The 15596-nt window shown below is 66.8% G+C and carries 12 protein-coding genes; 4 read left to right on the forward strand and 8 right to left on the reverse strand.

Going from position 1 to position 15596, the window contains the following annotated elements:
* Positions 1–67 precede the first annotated feature (67 nt).
* The 3 genes from LZC94_27960 to LZC94_27970 form a co-directional block, all read right to left on the reverse strand.
* Positions 68–1543, reverse strand: a complete 1476-nt coding sequence (locus LZC94_27960; GenBank protein WXB20378.1) for a hypothetical protein — start codon at positions 1541–1543, stop codon at positions 68–70.
* Positions 1544–1564: 21 nt separating this feature from the next.
* Positions 1565–2641, reverse strand: a complete 1077-nt coding sequence (locus LZC94_27965) for a hypothetical protein (GenBank protein ID WXB11682.1) — start codon at positions 2639–2641, stop codon at positions 1565–1567.
* 114 nt (positions 2642–2755) lie between these two features.
* A complete protein-coding gene (locus tag LZC94_27970) occupies positions 2756–4027 on the reverse strand; it encodes a hypothetical protein (GenBank protein ID WXB11683.1) in 1272 nt (423 codons plus the stop codon).
* 139 nt (positions 4028–4166) lie between these two features.
* Between LZC94_27970 and LZC94_27975 the strand changes: the two genes are divergently transcribed.
* Together LZC94_27975 and LZC94_27980 are read left to right on the forward strand one after the other, a co-directional pair.
* A complete protein-coding gene (locus tag LZC94_27975; GenBank protein ID WXB11684.1) occupies positions 4167–5024 on the forward strand; it encodes a nucleotidyltransferase family protein in 858 nt (285 codons plus the stop codon).
* A gap of 334 nt (positions 5025–5358) precedes the next feature.
* Positions 5359–6669, forward strand: a complete 1311-nt coding sequence (locus LZC94_27980; protein WXB11685.1) for a UDP-glucose/GDP-mannose dehydrogenase family protein — start codon at positions 5359–5361, stop codon at positions 6667–6669.
* Positions 6670–6768: 99 nt separating this feature from the next.
* Here LZC94_27980 and LZC94_27985 read toward each other — a convergent pair whose 3' ends face one another.
* Positions 6769–8178, reverse strand: a complete 1410-nt coding sequence (locus LZC94_27985; GenBank protein ID WXB11686.1) for an undecaprenyl/decaprenyl-phosphate alpha-N-acetylglucosaminyl 1-phosphate transferase — start codon at positions 8176–8178, stop codon at positions 6769–6771.
* Between the two features lie 149 nt (positions 8179–8327).
* Positions 8328–9605: a glycosyltransferase family 4 protein gene (locus LZC94_27990; GenBank protein WXB11687.1), complete on the reverse strand. Its 1278-nt coding sequence runs from the start codon at positions 9603–9605 to the stop codon at positions 8328–8330.
* 246 nt (positions 9606–9851) lie between these two features.
* On the opposite strand from LZC94_27990, the gene LZC94_27995 reads away from it, so the two are divergent.
* The gene (locus LZC94_27995) at positions 9852–11027 is read left to right on the forward strand and encodes an acyltransferase (GenBank protein WXB11688.1); all 1176 of its coding nucleotides are present in this window, start codon (positions 9852–9854) and stop codon (positions 11025–11027) included.
* Between the two features lie 61 nt (positions 11028–11088).
* Here LZC94_27995 and LZC94_28000 read toward each other — a convergent pair whose 3' ends face one another.
* Genes LZC94_28000 through LZC94_28010 form a run of 3 tightly spaced genes read right to left on the reverse strand, consistent with a single transcriptional unit; the run spans position 11089 to position 14087 of the window.
* On the reverse strand, positions 11089–12054 hold the full coding sequence (locus tag LZC94_28000) for an SDR family oxidoreductase (GenBank protein ID WXB11689.1): 966 nt from the start codon (positions 12052–12054) through the stop codon (positions 11089–11091).
* 38 nt (positions 12055–12092) lie between these two features.
* Entirely contained in the window at positions 12093–12770 is a 678-nt protein-coding gene (locus tag LZC94_28005) for a hypothetical protein (GenBank protein WXB11690.1), read from the reverse strand.
* Between the two features lie 51 nt (positions 12771–12821).
* Positions 12822–14087 (reverse strand): oligosaccharide flippase family protein, encoded by a 1266-nt coding sequence (locus LZC94_28010; GenBank protein WXB11691.1) that lies wholly within the window; start codon positions 14085–14087, stop codon positions 12822–12824.
* Positions 14088–14286: 199 nt separating this feature from the next.
* On the opposite strand from LZC94_28010, the gene LZC94_28015 reads away from it, so the two are divergent.
* A complete protein-coding gene (locus tag LZC94_28015; protein WXB11692.1) occupies positions 14287–15585 on the forward strand; it encodes a glycosyltransferase family 4 protein in 1299 nt (432 codons plus the stop codon).
* Positions 15586–15596 lie beyond the last annotated feature (11 nt).

Here is a 15596-nt window from a genome sequence, read left to right on the forward strand (position 1 = left end):
GGCGGAAAGCGGAATGCAGAAGGGGCCCGGCGACTCCCACCGCCCGCCTCCCCTTCCTTCATAGCCGCTACTGCACCTGCAACTCGGCCTGCGCCACCCCTGCCACACCGTCATTCCCAGCGCCACCTGGCCCGAGCGCGCCGGCAGTCCCAAACCTGGCCTGCCCCCGCGTCGCATCATCCAACGTTGGCCGGCCTTCCTTCCAAACGACATCGACGGAAAGACCGCCCGCCCCACCGGCCCCACCGCCGCCGTCTCCCCCGCCACCGCCGCTTCCACCATTGCAACCATTGCCGCTCGGGTCGGCGACTCCGCGATTGCCGCCGGTTGACACCCCGAGATGTTGTCCGGCCGCGCCTTTACCCCCGGCGCCACCATTTGCGACAATTAGCTCACTGCCAACGAGGGTCACGGAAGACTGATACGAAGCCAACGCGATGCTCGAGCCTCCCGCTTGGCCGCCGGGGCCTCCCGTTCCGCCGCATGCACCGGCGCCGCCACCGCCTCCGGTGCCAGTCGTGCCACCGCCGCCACCACCACCGCCCTGGCCCGGTGAACCGTGCTGCCCCTTGCCTCCGGATTGTCCGCTCCAACCCGACGTAGCAAGCGTTCCGACCGATGAAATGCGTGGCGCGTTGTCGCCGGCAAGACCGTTCGCTCCGTTGCCACCACTCGCACCGCCCTTGCACGTTGCAGCTGTTCCCGCCGCACCCGCGCCGGGGCTACCCGCGATGATCGGGAGACCACGAGCGCCGTCCCCATCGCGATCGCCACCCTTCCCGCCGGTGCTCGTCAGGCCATCCTGGCAGCTCACCGTCCTTGGCTCGCCACCGGCTGCGGCGGTGCCGCCCTTGCCTTGAAGCTCGCCGGAGGACAACGGTGGAAACGGCACGAGCGTCCCATTCGCCCCGTTCGCCCCCTTGCCCGCAACAAACTTCACCCTCTCGAACCGCACATCCGTGCTCGCATTCACGAACACCGCAACGCTCGATACCCCTGGATCCGCCGCGTCCTGCGACGACAGCTCCAAATCCTCCACCGTCAGCCGATTCACCCCATTCAAGCTCAGGGCCGTGCCCCCCGCCCCACCCAAAATCTTCGCGCGCTCGCCGGTGTAGCCCCACCCGTCACAAACGAACCCGCCATAGAGCTCGAACCCGCTCTGCGACGCGGTCAGCTCCAATTTTTCGCCGTACTCGCCCGCGCATACGTGCAGACGGAATCGCTGTTTCGTCAGCGCCTCGATACCGCGCTTCACCGTTTTGAACGGATTGTCTTTCGAGCCGTTGCCGGTGTCGTCATGGCCCTTTGCGGATGACACGAAGATGCCAATCGTGTCCGAAATGCATTCCGGCTTCTTCTCCTTTGGCTTCGTGTTCGGGGCACAACCCTGGGGCCACGTCACGGAGGCGTCGCCGCCGGCGTCGAAGGGCTCGCCGCAGGTGGCCGTGAAGGCACAATCCGAGGAGCCGCAGCCCTGGGCTAGAATCGCGGTTCCCAATACCGCATGGGTGATCAGTGCTGCGCACAGCCACGTTCGCATAAGCCTCTCCGTTCCTCGTACTCAAAAGCTACCGACGTAACCGACACCGCCCATGCCCGGGGACACGAGGGGCACGACGCGCCCCGTCGTGCGCTCGGATGAGCGGGTGCGCGAGGGATCTTCGCGCGGGGGCGGACGCCACAAGAAGAAGACGGTGGTCGCGGCTGCGGCGACGACGCCCGCGCCAATGAAGGAGACGGTGGCCCACTTGCGATCGTTGTCGTAGGTGTCGGCCAGCGAGCGAAGCTGGGCGCAGGGGTCGCTGCTGATGCCCGTGCAGGCGCTGGAGCCGCCAGGGGGGAAGTCCCTGCCGCTGCGGATGTTGTCGGCGTCGCTGCTGCGCGCTTCGCCGTGGACGAGGAGGCCCACGCCGATGCCGGCGCCGATCAAGGCCACGCCGTACATCGAGACCAGGGTGATGGTTCGTGCGCTGGACGATCCCGGTTGATCCGGAGGAGGACCTTGGCGCTTGCCTTCGCCGCCCGCGACCGGGTCGGAGGCGCCAAAGCGGACGGGGGCCACCTCGCCAGGACCGACCTTGACGGTTTGACGCATGATCCCGTGGTCGGTGTAGGCCTCGAGGGTGTGCTCGCCCGCCGGGACGTCGATGGTGTCGGTGAAGGGCGCGGTGCCGATCGCGCGGCCTTCGATGAAGAGACGGGCGCCGGCCGGGGCGCTCACCTCGATGTGCCCGCAGCGGACGAAGGCCTCCGTGTACTTCTTTTGAACTTGGGCCACCTGATCGGCGTCCATGCCCGCGGCGGCAGGCCCCGAGGCGCGGACGCTCTGCAGAAACTCGCGCAGGTGGGTCGCGGAGTCGACGAAGCGGCCGAGCTCGAACTCCACGAGGCCCAGGTTCTTCGGGCAGTTGATGGTGCGGTGGACGGCGCAGGCTTGAGAGAACTTCAGGTGGGCTTCGCTGAAGCGGCGCTGGCCGAAGAGGGCTTTGCCCTCCTCGAACCGCTGCTCGGCTTCGCGCAGGGCGGCAGGGCTAGCAAGGTCCGTGGTAGGGCTTTGCGCCGACGCGATCGAAGGGAAAAGAAGCAGGCCCGCGAGGGCGGTAAGCAACGACGTGGGACGCGAGGGAGGACGACGCACGGTCGCCATCTTGATGGATCTGGCCACCCCGGATCGATCGAAATCTTTCCCGGCGGTCCGTCGCTCGGGGGGTCTGCCCGGCCCCTGCGGCGGGGTGAGCCGTCGGGGATATCGTCAGTGGCCCGTCAGAAGCTTGTCCTCCGCCGAAGGCGAAGGTGAGGCGGAGGGCGCGGGCGTGGGCTCCGCCGGTTTGCTCGCCTTCGATGGACGCGGACCATCGTCGAGCGGGTTCGCCTCGAGGCCCGACGTATCCTCGGCGTTGCGCGGGCGCGTGCGCGCGGCGCCGGGACGCGGTCGCACCGTCAACGAGGCCTTGGTGGACGTGGCGGGGTCCGGGGCAGCCGGCATCACCACCGTGGGGGTCGAGGTGATGGCTTGCGATGTCTCGTCGGCCGCGGCCGCAGCGGCACCCGCCTGCGCGGAGTGCGCACCGCCCGTTGCCACCGCGCCCGCGGCGGCGGTGACGACCGGCGCCGCGGGTGACGACGACGGCGCCGGCGATGCGGCGACGGACGCGGACTTGGGGGCGCTCGGAGGGGCCTGCGTGGATCGCGCCACGAAGAAGGCGCCGAGAAGCAGGCACGTCAGGACCATCAAGCCGCCCAGGAGCGGCGTGCGGTTGCGCGCGAGGCCCGCGGGGACCAACGAGCCGGTGCGCGGTGGCTTGGACTTCGCGGCGCGCAGCGCCTCTTGCACGTCGCCCGTTCCGGTGTGGACGGGGCCTTGGCCGGTGAGCGAAGGGAGCGGCGCGCGCCTCGGGCGCTCGGCTTCGTCTTTTTGCCGCCGGCGCTCGGACTTCTTTCGCGGGAGCGAGGCTTCGAACGGCAGACCGTCAATCAACTCGTCGATCGAGTCGTTGGTGTCGTTGTGGTGGTTGCGGGATTCTTCCTCTTTCACGCGCTGCCGAAACCCCGATTCGTCGGGGGCCATCGCCGGTGCGATGCCCGCGAGCAAGAGGTTCGAGTCGAGCTCGCGCTGCGCGGAGCGAACGGCTTCTTCGCGCGCGAGGGCGGCGGGCATGTCTTGCGTGACGGCATCCTTCGGGCTCTTGGCGGACGACTTCGACGGGGTCGACGAGACGATCTTGGACTCGGGCTGCTCGCTCGGGGGCGAGATCTCCACGGAGACCTCCACCGAGCGCTCTTCGGGTTTGACGTTTGCCACGGTTTCGCCGATCAGAAAATTGGGATTCGTTCGGTCGATGCGCGGCGCACCGGAAACATTCAACGAGCCTCGCGTCGAGCCCGGCGCGCGCTCGCCCCAGCGCGCAGGAAAGCTCGGATCCGTCTCGTCCACTTCTTCTTCGGCGAGCTCGAGCGGGCTTTCGTCCGACCGCGCGAGGGCCGTCGGGGACTCGAGCTTGCGGCCGTTCTCGTCTTGTTTCATCGGCTTATGGTTTAATTAGCTACCTCAGTTCGAAGCATTTCGCTCTCCTGTCGGAGCCTCGGCTGCGAAATTGCACCCACATTACACACACGCCACGCACACGTGCCATGGTAGCGACCCACCAACGCGAGCCCCCGCCATGCGCCCCGACGTAGCCGAACGCGCGGCCGTATGGTCGAAACACCACCACGCCCGCGGCGTGCTTCGTCGCGTACTGGAAGTGTGCAGTGTGGCGGGCATAAAGGCGCTGCCGGTAAAAGGCGTGCTCACGGCCCACCGGCTCTATCGCGACCCCAGCGATCGTCCCATTCACGACATCGACCTTCGCGTTCGACCGCGCGATCTCGGTCCCCTCCTGCAAGCCGGCACCGACGCGGGATTCCAGGTCCTGGAGGTGTCGCGCGCCGCGCACAATCTGGCGTTCGGCGTCGACGGGCTCATGGTCGAATTCGAGGCGCATATCGGGCCGCGCGGCTTATGCGACTTGCAGGTCGAAACCCTGTTGGGGCGCGCGATCGCGTGCGAGGATCCTTACGGCTTTCCCCACTTGGAGCCGGAGCTCCACGATCACGTGCTGCTCCTCGCCATCAACGCCTACAAAGACAAGCTGGTGGAGGCCTTCCCCTGGGCCGTCCGCGATCTCGAGCTCGCCGGCGCGCGGGACGATTTCGACCCATGGCGGTTCGCCCAGCTGGCGCGCGCGAGCGGGGTGGCGGCGCTCGTATGGCTCGTCGCCGATTGGCTCGCGACCACGCGCGGGCACGAGGGCTGGGCGCGCGTCAGGACCGCGCTCGACGACGCGCCGAGGGCGCGCTACCGCGCGATGATGCGGCGGGCTTTGATCGATCCGGGCTCGCTCGAGGGGCCGCTGCGGCGCTTGGTGACGCGCGCGTTGGTGCGCGCGGCCTCGGACCGGGCATCGTCGCAGCTCACGGCGGTGGGCGTGACGCTGGCGTGGGCGGTGGAGGGCAAGGTTCGAGCGCTCGCGGGCAGGTGAAGGGTTGCCGCTCGTCGCCATATCGGCCTCGATGCGGAGTGTCGACCGGCGGCGGTGCCGGAGTCATGACCAGCCTCGGTGCGGAGTCATGAGCGACCCGTGCGGATCCGACCAAGAGCTGAGACGGGTTTGAACGGGAGCGCATCGGCGGGCCACTGAGGAAGCGCTTGGAATCGTTCGTTTACTCCACTCTTCGCGGGCGGGGCACATCCGTGGCGAGCGCGCCTGCCGAAAGGATACGGCGGCAGCGGACCGAGCCGGGGTCTACGGCTTGCGGTCCAGGCGGGGCCATTGTAGGAAAACGGGCTGTACTCTTCTGAAAGGACGCTTTTCGATGCGTATTTGCATGGTGGGAACGGGCTATGTGGGGCTCGTGAGCGGCGCCGGATTCGCCGAGATGGGAAACGATGTCGTATGTGTCGATATCGATAAGGCGAAGGTCGAGCGGCTGCGTCAGGGCGAGGTTCCCATCTTCGAGCCGGGCCTCGATGAGCTCATCGCGCGCAACGTGAAAGCGGGCCGCCTCACGTTCTCGGACGATACGGCCGCCTCGGTCGCGTCCGCGCAGGTCGTCTTCGTGGGCGTGGGCACCCCGCCGCGCAGCGATGGCGGCGCCGATCTGAGCGCCGTCGACAAGGTCGCCGAGACGGTGGCCGCCAACGTGAAGCAGGAGACGATCCTGGTGCTCAAGAGCACCGTCCCCGTCGGCACCAACGCCCGCGCGCGGCGCATCGTGGCCAAGGCCGCGCACCCGATTCACGTCGTGTCGAACCCGGAGTTTCTCAAGGAGGGCGAGGCGGTCAACGACTTCCTCCGCCCCGATCGCGTGGTGCTCGGGTGTGACTCGGACGATACGTTCGCGCGCGACATCATGGCGCGCCTCTATCACCCGGTGTGCCTCGACAAGGACCGCATCATCTGGATGGCGCCGGCCAGCGCCGAGCTCACCAAGTACGTGTCGAACACCATGCTCGCCATGCGCATCTCGTTCATCAACGAGGTCGCCACCCTGTGCGAGAAGGTCGGCGCCGACATCCACGAGGTCCGCCATGGCGTCGGCAGCGACGTGCGCATCGGGCCCAAGTTCCTCTACGCGGGCCCCGGCTACGGCGGCTCGTGCTTCCCGAAGGACGTGCAGGCGCTCGTGCAAACGGGGCGCGAGCACGGGGTGGAGATCGATCTCGCCGTCTCCACGCACCGCGTGAACGAGCGGCAGAAGGGGCTGCTCCCGCGCAAGCTCAAGACGCACATGGATGGCGACATCCGCGGCAAGCGCGTGGCCATCTGGGGGCTCACCTTCAAGCCGCGCACCGACGACGTGCGCGAGTCGGCCGCCCTCACCCTCATCGACGTGCTGCTCACCGAGGGCGCCCAGATCGTCGCCCACGATCCCGAGGGCATGCCGAAGATCCGCGAGATCTACGGTGACCGCGTGCAGCTGGTCGAGGACGCCTACGAGGCCGCGCGCGGGGCCGATGCCCTGGTGCTCCTCACCGAGTGGCGCCAGTACCAGAACCCCGACTTCGACAAGCTGAAGTCGCTCATGAAGAGGCCCCTGCTCCTCGATGGACGAAACATCTGGTCCACCTACGGGCTGCGCGGCCAGGGCTTCCACTACGAAGGCGTCGGCGTCCGCAGCGAATAAGCCGCGCCACTTCGCACATCTGCAGCACGTTGCGCCGGCGCTCGCCGGCGCAGCTGTTTCGAGGACCTACGAACCTCGCGCTTACGAACGAACCGCGAGCTACGAAACGGTTCGCAGTCGCCCCGACGCCGTAGCGGCCCGCGCCCGCGCCGTTCGCTGCAGGCGAACCTCGATGGCGTCGGCCACGAGCTGGAGCAGGATCTCCGTCTGCGGCCCCACCACCCCATCGGCGCTGTCCACATAGAACTCCAGCTCGACGGACGCCGACGTGGCGTCGATCAAGCCGAACTTCGTGGAGGCCGCCTCGCGAAGCCCTGCGTGCGCCGTGGTCTCCCATCGAAAGCCCGGCATGCGCGCGCCCGAGGTCGAGCGCACCTCCACCGCGAGCATCCCGTACTCCTCGGCGAACCGCTGGAGCACCTTGGGCAGCTCGTCGAGGTTCGTATGGCCGATGCGCACCAGGATGTCGGGCACGGCGCGGCGCAGCCGCTCGACCAGGGGATCGACGCGGAGCTGCGAGGCCATGCGCGCGTTGATGGTGCCCACGAAGCGGACGGCGCCAAAAACGACGGTGGTCAGAACCAGCATGGCGACGCCGATTTGCCACGAGCGCCCGAAGTGAACGAGCAGCGCCAGCACCGTGAACGAGCCGCTGATCGCGTAGAGGACGAGCACCGCCCGCCGGTGCGTGAGCCCGAGATCGAGCAGGCGGTGGTGGATGTGCCCGCGATCGGCCACGAAGATCGAGCGGCGCAGCACGAAGCGCCGCACGATCGCGAAGAGCATGTCCATGATGGGCAGCCCCAGCGCGATGAGCGGCACCACGATGGCGATGAGGGTCGGCGTCTTTTGCGTCCCCGCCCCCAGCAGTGAAATGGCCGCGAGGGCAAAGCCGAGGAACATGCTCCCCGAATCGCCCATGAAAATCTTGGCCGGGTTGAAGTTGTAGAAGAGGAACCCGAAGATGGCGCCGCCCAAGGCCACGGAGAGAAGCGCGATCGATACGTTGCCGCCCATGAAGGCGACGGTCACATTGGTGACGCACGCAAAGAACGCGACGCCCGCCGCCAGCCCATCGAGCCCGTCGATCAGGTTGAGCGCGTTCACGATGCCGCAGAACCAAAGGACGGTGAGCGGAAATGCCATCCACCCGAACGAGATGACCCCGATCCAGGGCAGATCCATCATCTCGATGCGCAGACCGCTCGCATAGGCCAGGGCCGCCGCGGCCATCTGAAGAGCCAGCTTCCACTTGGCCGCCACGCCGATGATGTCATCGCAAAGGCCAAGGCCCGCGATGATGAGCGACCCCACGACCAAGCCCCCCACGATCCGGGGCTGCAAGAACAAGATGCGCGCACTCTGGGTGTCCAGCGCATAAAGAGCCACCAGTGGGACGAAAAATCCCAGCACGATGGCCATTCCCCCCAGCCGCGGGATGCGGCGGGTGTGCACTCGGCGTGCCGTTGGTTCGTCGACCGCACCGACCGCGAGGGCCAGGCGTCTCACCAGCGGAGTGAGCAGGGCTGCGACAATGGTCGCGAGGAAAAAAGCAAGGAGTGCGCTGAACATCCGTTGGTCCGCAAGGGTGATACAGCGTGACGGCCTGGGAACCTACCACACCGCTCGCTGTTGGTGGCGCGGTGCTTCACGACCATTCATTGGAAAATCTTTGTGAGGCGGGGTCTTTTCAAACCCGTCACCGAGCCGTAACGGGTGAACAGATCCGAATAGATCGCCAGCAGCTCGGCACCCAGGCGCTCACGTGAAAAACGAGACTCTGCCGTAAGGCGCGCGGCCTGGCCGAGCTTTTGCCGCAACGACGCATCTTCGGCGAGGCGCGCGATGCTCTCCGCCAAGCGCGCCGCATCCCCCGGTGGTGCGCCGACGCCATCGACGCCGTCCCGATAAAGCTCGGCCGCACCGCCCGCATGGCTGACAATCACGGGGCGTGCCGTGGCCATGGCCTCGACGATGATCATTCCAAATGGCTCGGGACGCGTGCTCGCGTGCACGACCATATCGAGCGCGCGATAGACGCTCTGGGGATGCTCCTGGAATGGAACGAAGGCCACGCGCGATGCAATGCCCCGCGCCTCGGCGAGCGCGCGAAGCTCCTCGTTCGAATATTGCCCGTGGTTGCCGGTGGCATATACGGGGCCGCCAATGATGTAAAAGCGGATGGGCGGAAGGTCGGTGCGCTCCGCGAGCCGCGCGATGGCGTCGAGAAAAACCTCGTGCCCCTTCCAGCGCGCGTACGTGGCAATGAGCCCGACCCGAAGCGCGCCGGGGCCGAGCCGGTCGAGCGGCTCCATGCCGGCCCATGCATCGAGCGGCGCGCGAGGACCGTCGGGGGAAAACGTGGCCTCGTCGATGCCGTTGTACATGACGCGCACCTCGAGCTCGGGCGCGAGCTTTCGCGTGTCCTCGGCCACCGCGCGCGAGTTGGCGATCGCCAGATCGGCCCGGCGCTGGCCAAGGCGAAAGAAGCGCGCGGAGACGGGGCGGGCGCCGAGGAAGTCGTGGACGTGCCACACCAGCGGCACCGCGCGCGGGCGAACGGCCGCCGCGAGCAGGTGCATCTTGATGCCGTGCGTATGGATGACGCTGGGCTCGAATGTCCGAATGACCTTGCGAAGGCGCGACGCGTAGGCCGCGAGCTCCTTGGCGCCGCGGGCCATGCGCAGTCGCACAAAGGGCGAAGCCGAGCCGAGGTGGCTGTCGCCAAGGCCGGCCAGCCGATCCGGAAGAGGCACCACGTGCACCTCGGCGCCGTGGGCGCGCACGGCGTCGACGAGCGGCCCGGGGGCACCGACGACCAGACCGACGTGCACCTCGGGTGCCAGCGCTCGAACCGAGGCGATCAAATCGAGGAGCACGCGCTCGGCGCCGCCGAGGATCGCACCGGGATTCAAGAAAAGGATGCGAAGCGGCATCTCACGCCATCGGCGAGCATCCGCGCACACGGATACGGCGCGCATGGTTCGAGTTCATTCGACGGCGGCGGGGGATCATCGCGACCCGTTGTATAGCAAGGTTTCGTCGGCGGGATCCACCCCTCGAACCGACCGGCGCGGCCCGGCCGGCGTGCTATATCGACGCTCCAGAACCCTCATATGCACGAGAACACGCTAAGTGGGCACCCGGTCGAAGAGCCAAGCGGATCGCGTTTTCACGCATTCTTGGAAAAATTCTCCCGCCGCACCAACGGCGGTCGCTTCATTCCCGAGATCGACGGCCTTCGCTTCATCGCCATCGCGCTGGTCGTGGTCTATCACGCCGAGATTTACACTCGCGTAAAGCTCGGTACGGCTCCGTCCAATGCGCTCGGCCAGCTGGTGGCGCGCCTGACGGCGCACGGCGGGTTCGGGGTCGCGTTCTTCTTCGTGATCAGCGGATTCATTCTGGGGCTCCCCTTCGCCAAGCACCATTTGCACGGCTCGTCGCCCGTACGGCTGAAGCCGTATTTTTTGCGGCGGCTCACCCGATTGGAGCCTCCTTATATTCTGTCTTTGATCTTCTGCTACCTCGGTATCGTCCTGCTCAAATCGGGTGGGCCGGTGGAGCTGCGGCACTTGGTGGCCAGCATCTTCTATCTCCACAATCCCATCTACGGCCCCGAGGGTGTCGTCAACCCGGTGGCCTGGTCGCTGGAGGTCGAGGTGCAGTTCTACCTGCTGGTGCCTCTCTTGGCGCGCGTTTATGCCATTCGGCAAACGTGGCTGCGCCGGAGCGTCTTCGCCTGGCTCGCGGTGACCGTCCCGTGCCTGCAGCTCTTTCCCTTCGCCGACCCTGCGTGGGTGGGCGGCTCGATTGTAAACTACTTGCAATACTTCATTGCCGGCCTCGTCCTGGCCGATATCTACACGGTCGACTGGCGCGAGGCGCCGCGCGCCCACCCTGTGTGGGACGTGGTTTGGATCGCCGGCTGGTGCTTTCTGGGCGCGCTGACCGAGCACACCCCGCTGGCCAAGCTCTCGTACCCGGTGGTGACGTTCGTGCTCTACATCGCGGCGTTTCGCGGGACCGTGGTGCGGACGATCCTCCGCTCGCCCCTGCTCACCGCCATCGGCGGCATGTGCTACACGATTTACCTGCTGCACTACCCGCTCATCTCGATCGTCGGGCGCGTCACCGCGCGGCTGGCCGTGCGCGGCGCGTACCTGACGACCCTCGCGGTGCAGCTCCCGATTTACGTCGGCGCGATCCTGTTCGTGAGCGCGCTGTACTTCCGCGCGATCGAGCAGCCTTGCATGCGCAGCGATTGGCCGTCCCGGCTGAAGGACCGTATCTTGGCGATGTTTGGGCTGGGGCCCGAGAGCTCTTCGTCGCGGGCGGTCCCACCCGACCTGGGCTAGCGCGCCCGGCGAGCGTACTTGGCGAGCGTACTTGGCTAGCGCGCTCGGCTAGCGTGCCCGGCTAGCGTGAGCGACGGCGGGCGATGCGGCCCTCGAAGTCGTCGTACGTTCGCCGGATGCCGTCCTCGAGCGACACCTTGGGCTGAAGGCCGAGGTACTTCTTCGCCTTGGTGATATCCGGGCAGCGGCGCTTGGGATCGTCGGCCGGCAGCGGATGGCGCACGAGCTCCAGGTTCTTGCCGGACACCTTCATGACGATTTGCGCGAGCTCGGCCACCGTGCACTCCTTGGGGTTGCCGATGTTGATGGGCGGATCGAACTCGGACACCGTGCCCGCCGCGAAGAGCCCCTCGAGCAGGTCGGACACGTAGCAGAACGAGCGCGTCTGCGATCCGTCGCCGTAGAGGGTGATGGGCTTGTCCTCGAGCACCTGGGTGATGAAATTCGAGACGACGCGACCATCGTTCAAGGCCATGCGCGGGCCGTAGGTGTTGAAGATGCGAACGATGCGCACGTCGGCCCCATGGGTGCGGCGCGCATCCATGAGAATCGTCTCGGCGACCCGCTTGCCCTCGTCGTAGCAGGCGCGCTCGCCGGCGCAGTTGACATTGCCCCAGTACTCTTCCTTCTGCGGGTGCTCCAGCGGATCGCCGTACACCTCGGAGGTGCTGGCGTGCACGATGCGGCAACGGCTGCGCCGCGTGTGCTCGACCAGCCGGATCGCGCCCAGCGCGCTGGTGGTCACCGTGGCGTACGGGTCCGCCTGGTAGTGCACGGGCGAGGCCGGGCACGCCATGTTGAAGATGATCTCGGCGTAGGCCGGCAACGGCTCGCGCACGTCGCCGATCTCCAGGTGAAAGTGCGGATCGCGCCGGGCGTTCTCCAGGTTCGTCAGATCGCCCGTCATGAGGTTGTCGAGCCCCACGACCTCGTAACCCTCTGCCAACAAACGATCGACCAAGTGCGAGCCGATGAACCCGGCGGCACCTGTGACCAGTACGGTTTGACGGATGGAACCTAGACCCATGGCACGCTCCTACGAAGCAAAGATCCGACTGTTTTACATCAGTGCGAGTGGCCCGTCACCCTGCGCATGACGGAGGAGACCAAATCCTTCGCAGGTTCGGCGGCCTCGAAGAGCGCGCGTTTCGCCCGGCGCACGGGCGATGGACTGAAAATCGGACGCAGGCGCCGGACGGCGTCGGGGGTGCCGAGGAAGACGATGTGGCTCGCGCGGTCGGCCACGCTGAAGCCCGATCCGAGGGCCAGAAGCTCATCCGGTGTCCACTCCCCGATATGGGCTTCGTGCTCGTTCTCGAACGTCGTTCCCTGGTGGCCGATGTCCTTGGGGACGGACACGACCACGTTCTTTGCACGCGCGAGCAGCGCCCGCAGCAACGCCTCGCCGTCCTTCTTCTCGAAGTGCTCGAGCACGTCGATGAGCAGCGCGAGATCGTAGGTTCGCTCGAGCTTGTTGGGCACCACGTCGAGTGCGTTCCCGATGTACACCTCGTCGTAAACGTACTTGTGCACGGGGGTCAGATACTCGGGAAAGACCTCCACGCCATCGATGCGCCGCGTGAAGCTCCGATAGTCTTCGCGACCGTCCCACAGCTCCAAATACTCGCGGCAGAGGAGGCCGTATTTGCCGAAGCCCACTCCAATGTCCAAAACCGACATGGGATTGAGCTGGACGACGATATCGATGATCTTCGTGAGTTGATGATGTTGGCTGGTAGGCATGGAAGTTCGGCTCCTGGCGGAAGCTAGCACACTGGCCCGCGGCGGGCCGACTCAGACGAATTTCTCGCGCCGCATGCCCCACCACAGCGCAATGTAGATGACGACGAGGCCCAAGACATTCATGACCAACGTGGCGCCCACGGCCCCCGCGGCGCCCCAGCGCGGGATCCACAGGAGATCGAGCGCCAGGTCGACCGCGAGCTGCGCGAGGTTCAAAAACGCCAAAAGACGGGTCCAGCCCCAGGCGTACACCACGATGCCCACGGGGTTGACGAGGAGCATGATGGTGTTCGACACGATCTGCAGCCGGATGAGCGACGAGATGCCCGCGTAGTGCGGACCGGCGAGCCAGATGAGGACCGGCGGCGCCAGCCAGCACGCCAGGGAGGTGACGGCCAGGAACGGCACGACGAACAGCTTCATGCGCCCCAAGTAGAACTCGAACTCGCTGCGATCTTTGGCCGCGCTGAGCCGGGGCATCAAGGTGGTCTGGAGCGCCACGGCCGCGAATTGGAGCGGCAATGTCAAGCGCGACGCGGCGGCGAAGGAGCTGAGCGTCTCGTTCGCGTGGTAGTAGGCCAGCACGTGCGAGTCGATGTTGCTCGTGACATTGGTCGTGAAGAACGACAGGAGGAGCCACCCGTTGTAGCTCTTCATCTCCCGGATCAAGCCGGGATCCAGGGGCGCGCGCGGCTCGGTGCCCCCGCGGGTTCGCGTATCGACCACGCAGAAGCCGATGAAGGCGGCCGTCACCAGGAGGTAGATGGCCACCGTCTGCGGGAGCCCGAGGACGCCCAATGGAATGGCGACGGCCACGCAGAGCAGTCGGGCCGCGTTGGAGCCGACTTGCGTGATGACATAGCGGTTGAAGTCCTGGCGCGCGCGGTAATCGCTCTGAAAGAACGTGAAGACGCACATCAGAAACCCCGTGAGCACCGCGGCCCGAAAATAAGGCGTGAAGGGCGGGCGATGGTACAGGTGCTGCGAGACGAAGGAGCCCGCGGCGGCGGCGAGCAGCCCCACCCCGGCGGAGGCGACGAGCGTCTTGCGAAGGAGGTACGAGCGGAGCGCGTCGAACTGCGGAGCCCCTAGGAATTTGGCCCCGAACCGAACGAACGTCTCGATCCATCCCATGTGCATGAAGCCCATGAGGAGCAGCTGCGTGGAGAGGAACAGAGAAAATAGTCCGTACTCGTCGACACTCAAACAACGCAGCAAAAGAACATTGATGCCAAAGCCGGCGGCGGCCGTGGCAATTTGACCGAAGAAGACCAGCTGCGTGTGCCGCCCCGTCTTGGTCCTGAGCGCGGCCCTCATGGCTGAAAGAGCCGTGGCGACACGTAACATGGCGCCCCCGTCTAACATTCTTCAACATGAAAGTGGTAGCCTCCGCGCCCGTCCATGTGTTTCCGTGCGGGCGTCCGTCGATTCTTTTGGGCGGCTGAACACGGCGCGGTGAACGCGCATCCAAGGGGCTCGAGGTGATCCGCGAGCGCGATGCGATGGAGAGAGTAAGTTGGGCTGGCTAGACGCAACGGAGGAACGAGACACCCGCGGGCTCGGAGGCCTTGCCAAGCGCGCTCTGCGCCAAGCCAAGGGCGCCGCTCGAACCCGCGCGCGCGTACGGCCGGCCGACCCGGCCGAGCGTTCGTGGCATATCGTCGTGGGCGAGTACCCGCCCATGCGCGGTGGCGTTTCCGACTATACGCGCGAGCTCGCGTGCGCGCTGGCCAAGGCGGGCGACGAGGTCCACGTGTGGGCGCCCGCCGCGCGCGGGCCGTTGGTGGAGGATCCGGGCGTGGTGCTCCATCCGCTGGTGGATGGCTTTGGCCCCAAGGGCATGGTGGCGCTCGCGCGGGGCCTCGGCGCGCCCGATCCAAAGAAGCGCCTGCTCGTTCAATACGTGGCGCAGTCGTTTGGCTACAAAGGTCTGAACCTCCCCTTCTGCCTCGCGCTGGCGAGCCGTCGCGAAGATTTCTCCGTGATGTTTCACGAGGTGGCGCACCCCTTCGAACGGGGCCAGCCGCTGCGGCACAAAGTGCTCGCGGGGGTCACCCATGCAATGGCCGCCGTGCTGGCCTATCGCGCCAATCGGATCTTCGTCTCCACCTCCACGTGGGACGAATACCTTCGCGCCTTCGTCCCCGGCGTGCAGCGCGCGCGATGGCTCCCCGTTCCATCGGGCATCCCGCGCGACCCTTCGCCGAGCCGGATCGCGGAGGTTCGCGCGGCCGTGTCGGAGGGTGGACGGTTCGGCATCGTCGGTCACTTCGGCACCTACGGCTCGGTGATCGTGCCGCTGCTCGAGCAATCGTTGCTCGCGTTGTTCGCCCGCCATGCCACGTGCAAAGCCTTGCTCGCGGGCGGACGAGGGATTGAATTTGCCGAGCAGCTGTCGAAAAAACATCCCTCGATGCGATCGCGCATCGTCGCCATCGGGCACCAGCCGGGCGAGGAAGCGGCGGCCCATTTGGCCGCGTGCGATGTGGCGATCCAGCCCTACCCCGATGGCATCACCAGCCGGCGCACCACCGCCATGGCGCACCTCGCGCTGGGCGTTCCGCTCGTCGCCAACGAGGGCACGTACTCGGAGTCGATCTGGCGCGACGAGCTCGCCGTGGAGCTCGTCCGCGGCGCGACGGCCGAGGCGATGGGTCAAATGGCCGATCGCGCGTGCGCGCTGCTCGCCGATCCGGGCCGCGCAAAAGCGCTCGGCGCGCGGGGCCTCGGCCTTTACGACCGTCTTTTTGCTCTGGAAAGAACCGTGGAGATATTACGAAGCCAAGCTCCCTTCGAACGGCGGACTGGCGTATAGAGGCAAACGCG

The organism is Sorangiineae bacterium MSr11954, from assembly GCA_037157815.1.
Classification (GTDB): domain Bacteria; phylum Myxococcota_A; class Polyangia; order Polyangiales; family Polyangiaceae; genus Pendulispora; species Pendulispora albinea.

Bases quoted from the DNA above. Each gene is read 5' to 3' on its own strand.
- LZC94_27960 (WXB20378.1), bottom strand. From the start codon at position 1,543: ATGCGAACGTGGCTGTGCGCAGCACTGATCACCCATGCGGTATTGGGA.
- LZC94_27970 (WXB11683.1), bottom strand. From the start codon at position 4,027: ATGAAACAAGACGAGAACGGCCGCAAGCTCGAGTCCCCGACGGCCCTC.
- LZC94_27975 (WXB11684.1), top strand. From the start codon at position 4,167: ATGCGCCCCGACGTAGCCGAACGCGCGGCCGTATGGTCGAAACACCAC.
- LZC94_27980 (WXB11685.1), top strand. From the start codon at position 5,359: ATGCGTATTTGCATGGTGGGAACGGGCTATGTGGGGCTCGTGAGCGGC.
- LZC94_27990 (WXB11687.1), bottom strand. From the start codon at position 9,605: ATGCCGCTTCGCATCCTTTTCTTGAATCCCGGTGCGATCCTCGGCGGC.
- LZC94_28000 (WXB11689.1), bottom strand. From the start codon at position 12,054: ATGGGTCTAGGTTCCATCCGTCAAACCGTACTGGTCACAGGTGCCGCC.
- LZC94_28005 (WXB11690.1), bottom strand. From the start codon at position 12,770: ATGCCTACCAGCCAACATCATCAACTCACGAAGATCATCGATATCGTC.
- LZC94_28010 (WXB11691.1), bottom strand. From the start codon at position 14,087: ATGAGGGCCGCGCTCAGGACCAAGACGGGGCGGCACACGCAGCTGGTC.